This window comes from Aurantiacibacter sp. MUD11 (assembly GCF_026967575.1).
Taxonomy (GTDB): domain Bacteria; phylum Pseudomonadota; class Alphaproteobacteria; order Sphingomonadales; family Sphingomonadaceae; genus Alteraurantiacibacter.
The window spans coordinates 433,362-448,488 of sequence record NZ_CP114054.1 but is presented as its reverse complement, the minus strand read 5'-3'; the positions used below and the strand labels follow the sequence as shown (position 1 = coordinate 448,488).

The 15,127-nt window shown below is 64.8% G+C and carries 13 protein-coding genes; 6 read left to right on the top strand and 7 right to left on the bottom strand.

Features of this window, described 5'->3' with window-relative positions; all coding sequences use genetic code 11:
- Positions 1-73: 73 nt before the first annotated feature.
- From OZN62_RS02230 to OZN62_RS02220, 3 genes are read right to left on the bottom strand one after another with little or no spacing between them, the layout of a single operon-like run.
- Positions 74-463: a TadE/TadG family type IV pilus assembly protein gene (locus OZN62_RS02230; RefSeq protein ID WP_269101116.1), complete on the bottom strand. Its 390-nt coding sequence runs from the start codon at positions 461-463 to the stop codon at positions 74-76.
- Positions 464-522: 59 nt separating this feature from the next.
- Positions 523-1,020, bottom strand: coding sequence for a TadE/TadG family type IV pilus assembly protein (locus OZN62_RS02225; RefSeq protein WP_269101115.1), 498 nt, complete (start codon positions 1,018-1,020; stop codon positions 523-525).
- Complete coding sequence (locus tag OZN62_RS02220) at positions 1,017-2,615, bottom strand: TadE/TadG family type IV pilus assembly protein (protein WP_269101114.1); 1,599 nt, start codon at positions 2,613-2,615, stop codon at positions 1,017-1,019. The genes OZN62_RS02225 and OZN62_RS02220 overlap by 4 nt, the downstream gene beginning before the upstream one ends.
- Positions 2,616-2,816: 201 nt before the next feature.
- Between OZN62_RS02220 and OZN62_RS02215 the strand changes: the two genes are divergently transcribed.
- Both OZN62_RS02215 and OZN62_RS02210 read left to right on the top strand, forming a co-directional pair.
- A complete protein-coding gene (locus tag OZN62_RS02215) occupies positions 2,817-3,452 on the top strand; it encodes a squalene/phytoene synthase family protein (RefSeq protein ID WP_269101113.1) in 636 nt (211 codons plus the stop codon).
- A 32-nt stretch (positions 3,453-3,484) separates the two neighbouring features.
- Positions 3,485-3,952, top strand: a complete 468-nt coding sequence (locus OZN62_RS02210) for a hypothetical protein (RefSeq protein WP_269101112.1) — start codon at positions 3,485-3,487, stop codon at positions 3,950-3,952.
- A 4-nt stretch (positions 3,953-3,956) separates the two neighbouring features.
- Here OZN62_RS02210 and trmFO read toward each other — a convergent pair whose 3' ends face one another.
- A complete protein-coding gene (gene trmFO / locus OZN62_RS02205; RefSeq protein ID WP_269101111.1) occupies positions 3,957-5,324 on the bottom strand; it encodes a methylenetetrahydrofolate--tRNA-(uracil(54)-C(5))-methyltransferase (FADH(2)-oxidizing) TrmFO in 1,368 nt (455 codons plus the stop codon).
- Between the two features lie 166 nt (positions 5,325-5,490).
- On the opposite strand from trmFO, the gene OZN62_RS02200 reads away from it, so the two are divergent.
- Positions 5,491-6,864 carry a S41 family peptidase gene (locus OZN62_RS02200; RefSeq protein ID WP_269101110.1) on the top strand — a complete coding sequence of 458 codons (1,374 nt, stop codon included), beginning with the start codon at positions 5,491-5,493 and terminating at the stop codon, positions 6,862-6,864.
- A gap of 12 nt (positions 6,865-6,876) precedes the next feature.
- Positions 6,877-7,563, top strand: coding sequence for a lysoplasmalogenase (locus OZN62_RS02195; protein WP_269101109.1), 687 nt, complete (start codon positions 6,877-6,879; stop codon positions 7,561-7,563).
- On the opposite strand, the gene OZN62_RS02190 is transcribed toward OZN62_RS02195, so the two are convergent.
- Together OZN62_RS02190 and gyrA are read right to left on the bottom strand one after the other, a co-directional pair.
- On the bottom strand, positions 7,560-7,820 hold the full coding sequence (locus tag OZN62_RS02190; RefSeq protein WP_269101108.1) for a DUF3601 domain-containing protein: 261 nt from the start codon (positions 7,818-7,820) through the stop codon (positions 7,560-7,562). The two genes, OZN62_RS02195 and OZN62_RS02190, sit on opposite strands and share 4 nt — an antisense overlap.
- Positions 7,821-7,867: 47 nt before the next feature.
- On the bottom strand, positions 7,868-10,708 hold the full coding sequence (gene gyrA, locus OZN62_RS02185; RefSeq protein ID WP_269101107.1) for a DNA gyrase subunit A: 2,841 nt from the start codon (positions 10,706-10,708) through the stop codon (positions 7,868-7,870).
- A gap of 285 nt (positions 10,709-10,993) precedes the next feature.
- On the opposite strand from gyrA, the gene OZN62_RS02180 reads away from it, so the two are divergent.
- The gene (locus tag OZN62_RS02180; RefSeq protein ID WP_269101105.1) at positions 10,994-12,268 is read left to right on the top strand and encodes a tetratricopeptide repeat protein; all 1,275 of its coding nucleotides are present in this window, start codon (positions 10,994-10,996) and stop codon (positions 12,266-12,268) included.
- A gap of 65 nt (positions 12,269-12,333) precedes the next feature.
- Here OZN62_RS02180 and ychF read toward each other — a convergent pair whose 3' ends face one another.
- Complete coding sequence (ychF, locus tag OZN62_RS02175; protein WP_269101104.1) at positions 12,334-13,434, bottom strand: redox-regulated ATPase YchF; 1,101 nt, start codon at positions 13,432-13,434, stop codon at positions 12,334-12,336.
- A 121-nt stretch (positions 13,435-13,555) separates the two neighbouring features.
- Between ychF and OZN62_RS02170 the strand changes: the two genes are divergently transcribed.
- Complete coding sequence (locus OZN62_RS02170) at positions 13,556-15,070, top strand: tetratricopeptide repeat protein (RefSeq protein WP_269101103.1); 1,515 nt, start codon at positions 13,556-13,558, stop codon at positions 15,068-15,070.
- The last annotated feature ends 57 nt before the right edge of the window (positions 15,071-15,127 follow it).

The following is a 15,127-nucleotide window of genomic DNA, read 5'->3' as shown; positions in this document are numbered from 1 at the left end:
CTAAGGCCGGCGTTACCAGCCAGGGTTAAGATATTCATGATTCCCGGCAAGCCGCGCATTGGCGGTGCCCGGCCTATTCCTCGAGCAGGAAGATCGGCCGGGTGTAGCGAACGAAGGGAAATTCGATCCCGGCGAAGCTGAGCAGGCTGTCGATCTGGTACGAAACCGTAATCGACAACTCGCGGGCGCCGTTCACGCGCTGGTTGGTGGCCGTGTCCACGTCGGCATTGAAGCGGTTCTGGTCGAGCAGGTAGGGCGCGCCCAGCGCATGGTTCTCGGCAAAGGTCTCGATCTGCGAGTTCGTCAGGTCGTTGCCGGTCTGGTATTGCACCATGGCATAACGCGCGACGTCAGCCGAAAGGCTGCGCAGCGCATTGTAGTTCTGCATGGCAATGCCGACCTGCAGCACACCCATCAGCATCAGCAGCAGGGCCGGGCCCAGCAGGCCGAATTCGATCGCCATTGCTCCGGTTTCGTCACGGCGCAATTGCTGGAGGAGGGTAGGGATACGCTGCATGGCGGTTATCCGATCTGCACGGTGCGGCTGACGTAGTAGTCGAAACCGGCGCCGACGCCCCATTCGGTCCAGATCGGGTCGTAGCGGTCTTCGATTTCGAGCAGGATGAACTTGTATTCGGTCACGCTGCCGCAGCTGTCGGCGGTATTGGTGTAAGCGGTCGAGGTGCCGCAGCGATAGGTCGGCGTAACCGCGACGGACACCGTGCCACAGGTTGCGGCCCCCTCGACGATGGTGGGATCCGTGCTGCCGCAAAGCGAAGTCGCCAGGATATCACGCACCGTGTTGCGCTCGTTGGAGGTTTCCGGCGCGGCGGCGCGCACGACTGCCGCAGCTTCGGCGGCCGCGCTCTGCAGTTCGGTCTGGCGGGCAACCATGGTGCTGACCTCGAACCCGCCGAGGGCCAGGATCAGCAGGACCGGCGCGACAAAGGCGGTCTCGATGGCCATCGAGCCACGGTCGTCGCCACGGATGCGGCAGAAACGGGCGAGGGCGTTCATCATGCGACCAGCCTCACTTTCGCAGCCGTGCTGACGACGGTGGTTTCCTCACTGGAATCCGCCGGGCAGAAGGTTTCCATGTCGGTCGTGCCGGTGATGGTAATCCTGGCCGATGCAATCATCAGGCACTGGCTGGTGACCGTCGCGGTGCCGGCGAAGAACACTTCGCTGTTCGGGAAGTACATGGTGCCGTTCAACACCGTGGCGGCGTTGCCGTTGATGCTGTGGCCGTTGGTGCCTGCACCCGGACCGTCACGATCCTCGAACACCAGCATGCCGGCCAGTTCGTTGGCGTCGCTGGGCGAGAGGCCGGCAGCGATCAGGTCCGAAGCGGTCATCGCTGTCAGGTTGATGTCGGCCCCGCCGTTGATCTGGATCGAGGCGCCATCATACAGGACGAACATCACGCCCGCGCCGGTCACTTCGTGCTGACCGTTGATGATCAGCGAGCCGCCCACGATGTTGTAAACGCCCGGCGCGAAAGCGGTGTCGCAGCCGATATGGATATTGGTGTAGGTGCCCGGACGGACGTTGCCTGCCTGGCCACCATCGACCACGGTCACGTCCGAATAGGTCGTCGTGCGCTCGAAGTCACGGCGACGCCATTTCTTGTTCTGGCCAGTGCCGCCAAGGTCGCTCCAGGTCGTCTCGGATTCAACCGTCGTTCCTTCGACCGTGCCATTGGGCACGACGATGTCGTTGTCACTGGAGGTAACGTCGCTGTCCTCCAAGGGACTGGCAGGGCCGGCCCAGGGCGTGACATTGTTGCGGTTCGGACCTTCCCAATAGGAATAGTCGATGACCGTGTGGATCTCCACGTCGGCATAGGTCGTGTCGCTTTCGGCCGTACAGCTGTAGGTACGCGAAATCTGCGATTCCGTGGGGTTGGGCGGGCTGAGGCTTGCAAACGGATCGTAGAGACCGTCCATGTACTCCATGATCACGTCGTCGGTGTTCAGCTCGAACCATTCGTCCACACCGCCGGCGGAAAGGATCCAGCCTGCGTCGACGGTCGGGCTGCCGTTCACCTTGATCGACAGGTCGTCGGTCGACAGCGCGGCAAGGCCGCAGCTGGCGGTCAGCACCGAGCTGCCGCCGATGGTGATGGCGCCTTCGTCGTCTTCGTCGATGGCGATCAGGCAGCTGGTAAAGGTCACGCCTTCCTCGAAGGTAGCCTGCGCATAGGCGTAGATCGTCGCCGTGCGGCCGGTGAGGAAGCTGGTGAAGGGCAATTCCTTCGTCGCCGTGGCGGACACGGCGACCGAGTTGTTGCTGCCGCCGGCGAAGTTCGCCAGCTGGATGGTCGGCGCGGCGTTGAAATCGTCGGTGACCGACAGGTTCGCCTGAAATTCCTGGGCGGCGCGGGTCTGATAGGTGTCTTCGGTCTCGGCTTCGGCGCGAGCCCAGGCACCGGCCACGGCCGCCTGGTCGACGGCGAACTGCAATTCACGCTTCCACATGTACCATTGGGTCATATCGACACCGAGCCCGGCACCGCCGATGAGGACCGGCATGCCAAGCGCCACCAGCAGGGTGGCGTTGCCGCTGGAGCACCCGGCGAGTTGCCCGAACTTGTCGCGCATGAATTTACGGATCATCGATCACACCTGCAATTTATCTGCGAACCGCGGATATTTACGGCTAGCGTGGTTTCGCGGATGTAACGCAGGGGAGTTAACAAGCCGTTGGTATTAAGTCGGTGGTGACCAAGGCGTGGCGGACTTGTGTTCGGGGTTTTCAGCCGCTGGCGGATAGCACTTTGACTTACCGGGAGAATTCGTATCAAGCGCGCCGCGACCATGACTGACGAATTGATCGAAACACTGCCGTTGGCGCAGCGACTGGCGCTGTCCTACGCCCCCCGGGAATCGCGCTCCGCGACGCTTTCGCTGCTCGCGCTCGATGCCCGGCTGGCGGGAATCGTCCGCGGCGGGGGCGAGGCTGTCATCGCGCAGATGAAGCTGGCCTGGTGGCGAGAGCGACTGGTGCAGCGTCCCCGCGATTGGCCCGAGGGCGAGCCGTTGCTGGCGGCCATGCGCGACAGCTTGCCGGAACCGCTGGGCCTCGTCTCGCTGGTCGATGGCTGGGAGCAACTGCTGGCCGACAGCCTGGACGAAGCGGCCATCAACGAGTTCGCCACGGGACGAACGGTCGCTTGGCAACTGGTCGGGCGCGGTCCTGCCGTGGTCCAGGCCGCGCGCGAATGGGCCTTGGTCGACCTGGCGCTCAACCTTGGCCAGCAGGCCGAGCGCGAAGCAGTCCTGGCCGTGGCAAGCGCGGAGCCGTGGGAGCGAGCGTCCCTCCCGCGCGACATGCGGACCCTGGCGGTGCTGCACGGACTGGCGCGGCGCGCCTTGCGCAAGGGCAGCGACGAACTGCTCGATGGTCCCGGCGCCATGGCCACGGCGTTCCGCCTTGGCATTGCCGGGCGATAGCGTAAACTACCCAAAGCTAAGGGGATTTACGCATGAATCGAGTCATCCTCGGGGGATTCCTAGCCCTGGTCATGGTCGGGTTGGGACTGTTCTGGATGCAGGGCAGGGCGCAAGTTGAACGCGGCGCCCCACCTCCTGATCCGGCTGCCGAGGAGATCGGGGATCCCGATGCCCTGCCGCTGGCCGATGCCGGTGACCTGACCGGCCCCGAACCGCCCGAAGCCAGCGAGCTGACGCGCGAACAGCGCCGCTTCTTCCGCTACGATCGCAATCGCGATCTGAAGATCACGCGGAACGAAATGCTCTCGACCCGCACCGACGCCTTCCGGCGGCTCGATACCGACGGCAACAACCTGCTGACCTTCGAGGAATGGGCCATCACCACCAGCGACCGGTTCGCGGAAATGGACGCCAACGAGGACAACGAGCTGACGCAGGCCGAATTCGCCACCAGCGCGCCGGCGCCGCGTGCTTCGTCTCGCCCCAGCTGCGACTGTTAGGCAATCAGGCGGGGACGGTTTCCAGCCCCGCAAGCCACTCGCCGAAATCCGCCTTGGCGCGATCGGTATAGGCTTCCTTGCGCTGCTTCTTCGGCACGTGGTCGAGCGTGGGGAACAGGCCGAAATTGACGTTCATCGGCTGGAAGTGGCTCGCTTCGGCATCGCCCGTGATGTGGCTCAGCAGCGCGCCCATGGCGGTCGTGGCCGGGGGCGGCGTCCATGCTTCGCCCGCCAGCTCGGCAGCCGCCATCATGCCTGCCAGCAGGCCGACTGCGCTGCTTTCGACATAGCCCTCGCACCCGGTCACCTGTCCGGCAAAACGGATGTGCGGCGCGCTCTTCAGGCGCAGCTGGCGGTCGAGCAGTTCGGGCGAATTGATGAAGGTGTTGCGGTGCATCCCGCCAAGCCGGGCGAACTCGGCGTTTTCCAGCCCCGGAATGGTGCGGAACAGTTCCACCTGCGCGCCGTATTTCATCTTGGTCTGGAAGCCGACCATGTTCCATAGCGTGCCCAGCTTATTGTCCTGCCGCAGCTGCACCACGGCATAGGGCCAACGGCCCTGCGGGTGCTCTTCCGTGCGGTCATGCGGATTGTCGAGGCCGACGCCCTTCATCGGGCCGTAGCGCAGGGTTTCGAGACCGCGCTCGGCCATCACCTCGATCGGCATGCAGCCGTCGAAATAGGGGGTGTCGGCCTCCCATTCCTTGAAGTCGCCCTTTTCGGCATCGAGCAGGCCCTGGACGAAGGTTTCGTACTGTTCCTTCGTCATCGGGCAGTTGATGTAGTCGCCATCCTCGTTGGAGGCGGAGGTCGTCTTGTTCCAGCGCGACTGGATCCACGCCTTCGACATGTCGATGCTGTCGCGATAGACGATCGGGGCGATGGCATCGAAAAAGGCGAGGCGATCCTCGCCGGTCGCCTTGACGATCGACTGCGCCAGGCTGGCCGCGGTCAGCGGGCCGGTGGCGACGATGGTCAGGCCCTCGGCGGGCAGTTCGTCCACCTTCTCGCGCACGATCTCGATGTTCGGGTGCGCTTCGAGAGCCCTCTGTACCTCTTCGGAGAACACGTCGCGGTCCACCGCCATGGCGCTGCCGGCGGGCACGCGGGCCTTCTCGCCGGCGGCCATAATGATGCTGTCGAGCCGCCGCATCTCGTGGTGCAAGAGGCCGACCGCGTTCTTGGTGTCGTCGTCGGAACGGAAGGAATTGGAGCAGACGAGTTCGGCCAGCCCGTCGGTCTGGTGGGCAGGGGTTTCCCCGCCGCCGCCACGCATCTCGCTCAGTCGCACGCGAATGCCGCGCTGCGCCAGCTGCCATGCTGCTTCGCTGCCGGCCAGTCCGCCGCCGATAATGTGTACCTGGTGAGTCATTGTAGGCGCAGATAAGCTGGTTGACGCCGAATTTCGAGGGCCTATCCCGGCATCCATGAAAATTGGTTTCTTGCGAAAGCTTCTCCCCCTCCCAATTGCGTTCCTTGCTGCACTGGTCGCCTCTCCGGCTCTGGCGCAGGCAGACTGCCCGGATGCCTGCTACACGATGGCGCAAGCGCGTGAGGATCTCACCTTCGCCTATGAGCAGCTGCAGGCCGAGCACGTCGACCTCTATGGCCGTCGTCCCAAGGCCGAATACGACGCGCATTTCACGCGCCTCCTGCAGTCCATCGACGGACCGGTAGCGCGCCCGGAATTCCACCTGATTCTGCATGACTTGCTGGCCTACGGAAACGTCGCGCACGCCAAGGTGGAGGCGGCGATCTACGACCAGATTGCGCGCATCCAGGCCGGGGAAGCGATCATTCCTCTGTCGGTCGTCTACCATGGCGAGGCGATGCTGACCGATCGCTGGGCCGCGGAAGGCAACGCCCTGCCGCCGGGTTCGCGCATTACCGCGCTGGGCGACCTGACAATTGCCGAGTTCGAGGCCGAAGCGCGCCGCATCCTCTCGGCCGACACGGACCGGCTGCTGCGTGCGCAGCTCGAGTTGACGCTGCCCGCCATCTTGCCGCTGGTCTTTGGCGAGGTTGAGGCGCTGGAAGTCGCCTATGTCGATCCTGCTGGACAGGCACGCACCTTCGCCCTGCCATCGGTGAGCTACGGCGAGATGGCGGCCATCCAGGATGCCCGCCCGGTTCCCGGACCGGATCGCAATTCGTCCGCACGTGTGGCTCGTGATCTGGGTGACGGCGTATTCTACCTGCAACCCGGTCCATTCTTCGCCTTGCCCGAGGAGCAGGGCGAAGGCGGTGAATCCTACGACATCGACGTGTACGACGACTTTGTCCGTCAGGCCTTTGCCGATGCCAACGCAAGCGGCGCGCAGGACCTGATCGTGGACCTGCGCGGCAATCCCGGTGGCGACGTTAGCTTTTCGGATCTCATCGTCCGACGACTGGTGCAGGAGCCCTACCGCTTTGCTTCACGCTACGAAGTGCGCGCCGGCGCCAACACGCTTGCCAATTGGCAGGATATGGACCCGACGCGCCCGGATCTGACCGGCCGTGTGGCAGCCGCGCTGGCCGAGGCTCAGGAAGGTGAAGTCGTCGCCATCGATCTGCCGCTCATACAGCCCCTACACGACCATCGTTTCGACGGCCGCGTGTGGTGGCTTACAGACCGCCATTCCTACTCCAACGCGGCGGTACTGGCCGCGATGGTGCAGGATCTCGAAATCGGGACGGTAATCGGCGAGGCCACCTCGGACCTGCCTTCCACCTATGGGGCGACCGAGAGCTTCACCCTTCCGCATTCGCAGCAGCCGGTGACCTATCCGAAGTCGTACATGGTGCGTCTGTCGGGCGATGAACGCGCACGCGGTGTGATCCCCGATTTCGTGATCGCCCCGAACCCCGTCGGGGAAGAACGCGACCTGATGCTGGATACCGTGCTGGTGCAAATACGGCTTACGCGATAACGCTGTGTAACTATGCCGCGTCGCGCCCTCGTCCAGAAACGCCCGTACCTGCTGCTCAGCCTGCTGGCGGCCATTGCCTACTTCTATCTGCAGGCGAGCGAGCTGCCGGAACTGTACCTCTGGCCGATCAAGGGCAGCGCCTGCGCCTTCCTGGCGATCTACTGCTGGCTACGGCACCAGAGCGACGATGCGCGGCTGATGGCGGGGGCCATGGCCATGGCCAGTATTGCCGACATGGCGATAGAGTTCAGCCTGGAGGTGGGCGCGGGGATCTTCATCCTGTTCCACATCCTCGCCATCAGGGTGTTCACGCGCAACAACCAGGGGCCGCTGTCGAAGCGCGACAACTGGGTGTTCCTGCTGATCCTGATCGGCACGCCAATCGCCGCCTACCTGCTGCCCTATGATCGCTCCACGGCCTGGCTGGTGGCGCTCTATGCCGCCGTCCTCGCGATCATGGCCGCCTCTGCTTGGGCGAGCAATTTCCCGCGCGCCAAGGTGGCGGCTGGTGCGATCCTATTCGTGATTTCCGACCTGCTGATCTTTTCCGGCATGGGGCCGCTGTCGGGCAGCCCGATCCCGCAATACCTCGTCTGGCCGATCTACTATCTCGGCCAGTTCCTGATCACTGTCGGCGTGATCACCACCTTGCGCAAGCGCGATCCCGAATTGCGGGTGGTGCAGGGCGGGGGGCACTAGTCGCGAGCGACGTACCGCTCCAGCCTGTCGATGATCGATCCCTGCGCCTCGGGACGCCATTGCAGCCGGACGTGTCGCTCGGTCCCGTCTTCAGACTCGACGAACAGGGACAGTCCATCCTCGTAAGGCAGGAAGTTGTGGCCGCGGAAGGTCCAGCACTCGCCCACCGAGTGGGCAATTTCGTCAAAGTCCTCGAATTCGGCGATGACGCGATAGCGCTCGCCAACGACAAGGTGCTTGAAGCTGCTTTGCTGCATCGATGCTGTCCCGCTGGCCGATCAGGCGTACCAGCGGGACCGTAGCATCAATCCTCGCCGGTATCCTCGTCGAGGTTGTCGTCCGAATGCAGCGTGGTGTGCGGCTCGGTCTCGTCACCGCCGCCGCGACGTTCGAGCATTTCCTCGACCACGGCTTCTTCGGCATCGTTCTCCGGACCTTCTTCCTCGTCGATGCGCGCGGCGCCGACGATCTTCTCGCCCTTCGAGACGTTGAAAATGCGGACGCCGGAGGAGCCGCGCCCGATAATCGAGAAGCCTTCATGGCTTTCGAAACCGCCGGGAATCAGGTGGCGGAAGTTGACCGGCAGGCGGATCAGCTTGGCCTGGTCGGTCACCAGCATCAGCTGCATGCCGTGGCGCACGGGGAAGCTGGCGACCACCGGGCCGTTGCGATCCACCTTGCTGGGCGTGCCGATGTTGGTGAGTCCCTGGCCGCCGCGACCGATGGTGCGGTACTCGTAAGCCGAGGAGATCTTGCCATAGCCGTTGGCGGTGATGGTGAGAATGAACTCCTCTTCCTCCGCCATCTTGGCCATCTCGTCGGCCGACAGCGTCGGCTCCACGTCGTTGTTCTTCCACGCCGCTGCGCGCAGGTAAGCCTCGCGCTTCTCCATGTCGGCTTCGAGCTTTTCCAGCACGGCCAGCGAAACGACCTTGGCGTCGTCCTTCAGCGCCATCCCGCGAACGCCGATGCCGGTGCGGCTCTTCGTCTCGCGGGCGTCGGTGGCGGCGAAGCGGATGGCCTTGCCCGCGTCGGAGGCGAGGAAGATTTCCTGGTCCTCGGTGAGCAGGCGCACGCCGATCAGGCGGTCGCCGCTGCCCTCGACAAAGCCCATCGCGTACTTGCCGTTCGACGGCACGTTGGTGAAGGCATCCATCGAGTTGCGACGGACCATGCCCTGTTCGGTGGCGAAGACGATGTTGAGCGCAGCCCAGTCCTCTTCGTCCTCCGGCAGGGGCAGCACGTTGGTGACCCGTTCGTCGTCGCCCAGCGGCAGCAGGTTCACCATCGGGCGACCCTTGGTCTGCGGCCCGCCTTCGGGCAGCTTCCACACCTTCAGGCGATAGACGCGGCCCGTATTGGTGAAGAACAACACCGGGTTATGCGTCGAAGTTACGAACATTTCGACGACAGCGTCCTCGTCCTTCGTCGCCATGCCGCTGCGGCCCTTGCCGCCGTGGCGCTGGGCGCGGAAGGTGTCGAGTGGGGTGCGCTTGATGTAACCGCCGTGGGTCACGGTGACGACCATGTCCTCGCGCTCGATCAGGTCCTCGTCGTCGATGCCATCCCATGCCGGCGCGATTTCGGACACGCGCGGCGTGGCGAACTGGTCGCGCACTTCCTGCAGCTCTTCGCGCATCACGCCGTACAGCTTGGCCCGGTCGGCCAGGATCGAGAGATACCATTCGATCTTGTCGGCCAGTTCCTTCAGCTCGTCGCCAATCTCGTCGCGGCCGAGCGCCGTCAGGCGGTGCAGGCGCAAGTCGAGGATGGCCTTCACCTGCCGTTCTGACAGGCGATAGGTGCCGCCGGCTTCGTCCTTGCTCGGCTCGATGGCTTCCACCAGCGCGATATACTGGGCGATGTCGCCGATCGGCCATTCCTTGGCCAGCAGCTTCTCACGGGCAATCTGCGGGTTCGACGACCCACGGATCATCGCTACCACCTCGTCGAGGTTGGAGACGGCGACCACGAGGCCCAGCAAGACGTGCGCCCGGTCACGCGCCTTGTTCAGTTCGAACTTGGTGCGGCGGGTGATGACCTGCTCGCGGAAGGCGATGAAGCTGGAGATGATGTCGCGCAGGTCCAGCGTTTCGGGGCGACCGCCGCGAATGGCCAGCATGTTGGCCGGGAAGCTTGCCTGCGCCGGCGTATGGCGCCACAGCTGGTTCAGGACCACTTCGGGCGTGGCATCGCGCTTGAGGTCGATCACCACGCGCACGCCGGCGCGGCTGCTCTCGTCGCGGATGTCTGAAATGCCCTCGATCCGCTTGTCCTTCGCCGCCTCGGCAATCTTCTCCACCAGCCCGGCCTTGCCGACCTGGTAGGGGATGGAGGTGAGCACGATGGACTGGCGATCGCCGCGTCCGGTCTCGATCTCGTGCCGGCTGCGCTGCAGGATGCTGCCGCGACCGGTGGTGTAGGCAGACCGCGCGCCGGACTTGCCGAGGATCAGCGGCGCCGTGGGGAAGTCAGGCCCCGGAATGATCTCGTGCAGCTGCTCGGCCGTGATGCCCGGATCGTCCATGTAGGCGAAACAGCCGTCGATTACCTCGCCAAGGTTATGCGGCGGGATGTTGGTGGCCATGCCCACCGCGATGCCGCCCGCGCCATTGACCAGCAGGTTGGGGAAGCGAGCGGGCAGGACCGAGGGCTCCTGCCGGGAACCGTCGTAGTTGTCGACGAAATCGACCGTGTCCTTGTCGAGGTCTTCCAGCAGCGAGTTGGTGACCTTGGCCAGACGGCTTTCGGTGTAACGCATGGCCGCGGGGGGATCCGGGTCCATGCTGCCGAAGTTGCCCTGGCCGTCGATCAGCGGCACACGCAGCGACCACGGCTGCACCATGCGGGCGAGGGCATCGTAGATCGCGCTGTCGCCGTGGGGGTGGTACTTGCCCATCACGTCGCCGACGATCAGCGCCGACTTGCGGTACGGACGCCCGGCAACATAACCGCCTTCCTGCGAGGCGAAGAGAATACGCCGGTGGACCGGCTTCAGGCCGTCGCGCACGTCGGGCAGCGCTCGGCTGACGATCACGCTCATCGCGTAATCGAGGTAGCTGGTCTTCATCTCCTCGACGATGTCGATGCGTTCGAATTCGCCGGGAGATTCGGGCGGTGTGAGGGTGTCGGATTCGTCGCTCACGAAATATGCGGTCCATTATCGTTCTGGTTGGCCCCAAATGTAGGGATTGGGGGGCGCCAGCACCATAGGAGGGCAGGGCAAAAGCCTAGCAAAACTGCCCTTTTTCCACATCTGGGGGCCGCTTTCCTGAATTTGCGGCCAGAGCTGCGTTAAATCGCCATTCAGCGCGCAATCTGTAGGACACATTTGCAATCTCGGACGCCCATGTGCATGAGGCCAGCGCCGAGAAAGACGGGCAGGACGAAAAGCCTGCCTGACATGAATTTACCAGGAGAGAATACCATAATGCTTCGCGCTTTCCGCACCACTCGCCGCAAGTCCGTTCGTTCGACGGTTGCCGGTTTCGCTCTTGCCATCGCCCTGGCCGGCGGCGTTGCCGTTGGTTCGACTGCCATCACCTCCGAAACTGCCCAGGCGCAGAACTCGCGCGGCTTTGCCGACGCGTTCGGCCCGGTCGCCGAAATGGTGCAGCCCGACGTCGGTAATTTCGAAGGCGCTCGCGCCGCGATCCCGACCGTCATCGCCGCCATCGAGAACGAGAACGACCGTCAGGTGGCGGGCAACCTCATCCTCAACATCGGCAACAACCTGAATGACGCCTCGCTGCAGATCCAGGGTCTGCAGATGATGGTCGACAGCGGCCTGCTGCCGCCGGAGCAGGTTGCCCAGTACAACTCGTTCATCGGCCGCCTGGCCTTCCAGAACGAAGACTGGCCGACCGCCCGTGCCGGTTTCGCCGCGGCCCAGGCCGCCGGTTTCAGCGATCCGGAAGTCGACCTGGTCGCACTGACGGCCGAGACCTACGCCCGCGAAGACGACATTGCCGGTGCGGTGAGCTACACCATGAGCCAGGTCGAGGCGCGCGAGGCTGCCGGCCAGACCGTGCCCGAAGCATGGCTGCTGAGCCGCCTGCAGGACACCTACGACTTCGACATGTCCGCCGAGGCGCTGGCCATCTCCGAAGCGCTGATCCGCAACCACCCGACCCAGCGCAACTGGCAGAACACGCTGCGCATCGTGAACCAGCTGTTCGAGCTGGAACCGGAAGTGCGTATCGACCTGTTCCGCCTGATGCGGCTGAACGACGCCATCGTCGATCGTTCGGAATATGTGCGCTACATCGAGGATCTCGATCCCCGCGTGATGTCCAACGAAGTGCAGCAGGTGCTGGCGCAGGGCCTGGACAATGGCGTGTTCGAAGCCGGTGACGTCTACTACACCGAAGTGAAGGCCATTGCCGACCAGCGCGCGCCGCAGGATCGTAACGGTATCGATCGCATCGTTGCCGAAGGCGAGAACGGCGATGCCCTCGACGCCATCGGCGCCGGTGACGTGCTCTACTCGATCAGCGACTTCGCCCGTGCCGAAACCATGTATCGCACCGCGCTGGAACGCGGCTACGACGCCGACACGGCCAACACCCGTATCGGCATCACCCAGGCGCAGCAGGGCAACTACGCTGCGGCGGTCGAGACCTTCGGCCAGGTGCAGGGCCAGCGTGAGCCGGTGGCCCGCATGTGGACGGCCTACGCCAACTACATGATGGCTGAGGGCGCCTAAGCCCTAACCGTCCAGTGACAGAGTAACGGCGCGGAAGCTTCGGTTTCCGCGCCGTTTTCTTTGTCTCAGACGTTGAACTTGAACAGCAGGATGTCGCCGTCCTGGACGACGTAATCCTTGCCTTCCTGGCGCAGCTTCCCGGCCTCGCGCGCGGCACTTTCCCCGCCGAGAGTGACGTAATCTTCGTAGGAAATCGTCTCGGCGCGGATGAAGCCCTTCTCGAAATCGGTGTGGATTTCACCGGCAGCCTGCGGCGCCTTGGCCTCGGCCGGCGTGGTCCACGCGCGGGCTTCCTTCGGGCCGGCGGTGAAGAAGGTCTTCAGGTCCAGCAGTGCGTAGCCGGCGCGGATCACGCGGGCGAGGCCGCTTTCCTCGAGGCCCAGCTCAGCGAGGTATTCCTTGCGGTCTTCCGGGTCCATGCCGACCAGCTCGGCCTCGATCGCGGCCGACACGACCACGGCTTCGGCACCTTCGGCCTTGGCCTTCTCGAACACCTTCTCGGACAGCGCATTGCCGGTCGCCGCCTCGTCTTCGGCGACGTTGCAGACGTAGAGCACAGGCTTGGCCGTGAGCAGCTGGGCCTGTTCGAACAGGCGTGCTTCCTCGTCGTCCTTCGGTTCCGTCAGGCGCGCGGGCTTGCCATCGCGCAGCAGGTCCAGCGCCTGGCCCAGCACGCTGGCGAGCGCCTTGGCTTCCTTGTCCCCGCTGGTGGCCCGGCGCTTGGCGTTCTCGACACGCTTTTCCAGGCTTTCGAGGTCCGCCAGCATCAGCTCGGTCTCGACCACCTCGGCATCGGCGATCGGGTCCACCTTGTTGGCGACGTGCTGGATGTCGTCGTCCTCGAAGCAGCGCAGCACGTGGACGATGGCGTCCACCTCGCGGATGTTGCCGAGGAACTGGTTGCCCAGGCCTTCGCCCGCGCTGGCGCCTTTCACCAGGCCGGCGATGTCGACGAAGCTCAGCTGGGTGTGGATCACCTTCGCGCTCTTGGCGATCTCGGCAATCTTCTCGAGCCGCGCATCGGGCACGGCGACCTGCCCGACATTGGGCTCGATCGTGCAGAACGGATAGTTCGCGGCCTGTGCGGCCTGCGTTTCGGTAAGAGCGTTGAACAGGGTCGACTTGCCGACGTTGGGCAGGCCGACGATCCCGCAGCGGAATCCCATGGGTTTCGTGCCTTTGTGCGAATTGGATGTCAGTTGCGCGCGCCTTAGCCGCCACGCGGGCACAATACCAGCATTGCCGTGGTGAAGGGGTTCTCAACCATTTCGGCCTATGGCGGTTGCCATGAAGACACTCCGCAATTCCACCATCGGCGCGTTGGCACTGGTCCTGGCAGCCTGTGGTGTTTCACCTGAAGAACGCCTTGACCGTGCCGAGCAGGCCTATGCCGAGCATCGCTTCAACGAAGCCCGGCTGGACCTTGGTGCGCTGTTGCAGGAAGACGAGGCCAACCCCGTCGTACTGGAACTGATGGCACGCACGCAATTGCAGATGGGCAATGGCGAGGCCGCCCGCGCCACACTCGACCGCCTGGCCGCGACAGGGCAGCGCCCCGACGATTTCAACCTGCTGCTGGCCGAGGCCATGGTGTTGCAGGGCGAGTGGGAAAGCGCGCTCGCCGCCGGGGAATCGGTTGGCAGCGCCGAGGGCCTGCGGATCGCCGCCTTGGCGCATCTGGGCCTGGGAGGCGCCGAGGCCGCGGCGGAGGCTTTTGCCCGCGGGGCAGCGGCCAGCGGCAACCGCTCACGACTCTACGCGGACTATGCCCGTTTCGAATATCAGCGCGGCAATGCCGGGCGCGCAGTGGAACTGGCGCGGCAGGCGCGCGAAGCCGATCCCGAAGGTCTCGATGCGCTGCTTGCCAGTGCCCAGATCGCCCAGTTCCGTGGCGCAACTGGCGAAGCCTTGCGCTTCTTCGAACGGGCCCATGAAGCCTGGCCGGAGTCGCGCGCTGCCCTGTTGGGTCGCATCGGCGTGCTGGGCGACAGTGGCCGGCTGGCCGAGGCGCGTCCGCTGATCGAGGATGCCACGAAGCGCAACCCCGAAGACCCGGACCTTCGCTATCTCACGGCACGCCTGGCGGCCGAAGAGGGTGACTGGCGCGAGGTACGCGAAATCCTGCAGGCGGACGAGGATCGCGACGACGCGCGCCAGCAGTTGCTCTATTCACGCGCGCTGGTGGAGCTGGACCTCCCCGAACTGGCCCTTCCGCGCCTGACCGCGCTGTCGCGGCAGGCTCCGGCGAGCGCGGAGGCGCGTCGCCTGCTGGCACGGGCGCAGCTGGCGACCGGCAATGCCGCAGCCGCCTATGACACCATTCGTCCGCTGGCGAACAGCGCACAGGGCACCCCGCGCGACCTCGCCCTGTTTGCCGAAGCCGCGCGCGCAGCGGGACGCACGGACGATATTGGCGCCGCGCTTGCCAGTGCGCCGCCCGAGGAACGCGTGGCCAACCTGCTGGCGCAGGCAGACGGGCACCTTCGCAACGGTCGCTGGCGCGCTGCCATCGCCGCCTATGAGGACCTGCGGGGCTGGACCGGCGATTCCAACGCCATGGTCCTGAACAACCTGGCCTATGCCAAGAGCCGGGTAGGGGAGGCCGAGGAGGCCCTGGAAATCGCGCAGCGGGCCCTGCAGCTGGCACCGGACCAGCCCAACATCATGGACACCGCCGGATGGCTGATGGTGCAGACCGGCACCGATCGCGCCCGGGGCATCGAGCTGCTCGAACGTGCCGCCCGGCTGGCGCCGGACAACAGCACCATCGCCGAGCACCTGGCGGCCGCGCGCAGCGGATAGGCACGGCCCAAAAGGAAAAGGCGCCGCCCCGCGAGGAACGGCGCCTTTCTGATCATT

Coding starts and splice junctions, on each gene's coding strand:
- OZN62_RS02200 (WP_269101110.1), top strand. CDS start 5,491: ATGGCGCAAGCGCGTGAGGATCTCACCTTCGCCTATGAGCAGCTGCAG.
- trmFO (WP_269101111.1), bottom strand. CDS start 5,324: ATGACTCACCAGGTACACATTATCGGCGGCGGACTGGCCGGCAGCGAA.
- OZN62_RS02225 (WP_269101115.1), bottom strand. CDS start 1,020: ATGATGAACGCCCTCGCCCGTTTCTGCCGCATCCGTGGCGACGACCGT.
- ychF (WP_269101104.1), bottom strand. CDS start 13,434: ATGGGATTCCGCTGCGGGATCGTCGGCCTGCCCAACGTCGGCAAGTCG.
- OZN62_RS02220 (WP_269101114.1), bottom strand. CDS start 2,615: ATGATCCGTAAATTCATGCGCGACAAGTTCGGGCAACTCGCCGGGTGC.
- OZN62_RS02210 (WP_269101112.1), top strand. CDS start 3,485: ATGAATCGAGTCATCCTCGGGGGATTCCTAGCCCTGGTCATGGTCGGG.
- OZN62_RS02180 (WP_269101105.1), top strand. CDS start 10,994: ATGCTTCGCGCTTTCCGCACCACTCGCCGCAAGTCCGTTCGTTCGACG.
- OZN62_RS02190 (WP_269101108.1), bottom strand. CDS start 7,820: ATGCAGCAAAGCAGCTTCAAGCACCTTGTCGTTGGCGAGCGCTATCGC.
- OZN62_RS02215 (WP_269101113.1), top strand. CDS start 2,817: ATGACTGACGAATTGATCGAAACACTGCCGTTGGCGCAGCGACTGGCG.
- OZN62_RS02195 (WP_269101109.1), top strand. CDS start 6,877: ATGCCGCGTCGCGCCCTCGTCCAGAAACGCCCGTACCTGCTGCTCAGC.
- OZN62_RS02230 (WP_269101116.1), bottom strand. CDS start 463: ATGGCGATCGAATTCGGCCTGCTGGGCCCGGCCCTGCTGCTGATGCTG.
- OZN62_RS02170 (WP_269101103.1), top strand. CDS start 13,556: ATGAAGACACTCCGCAATTCCACCATCGGCGCGTTGGCACTGGTCCTG.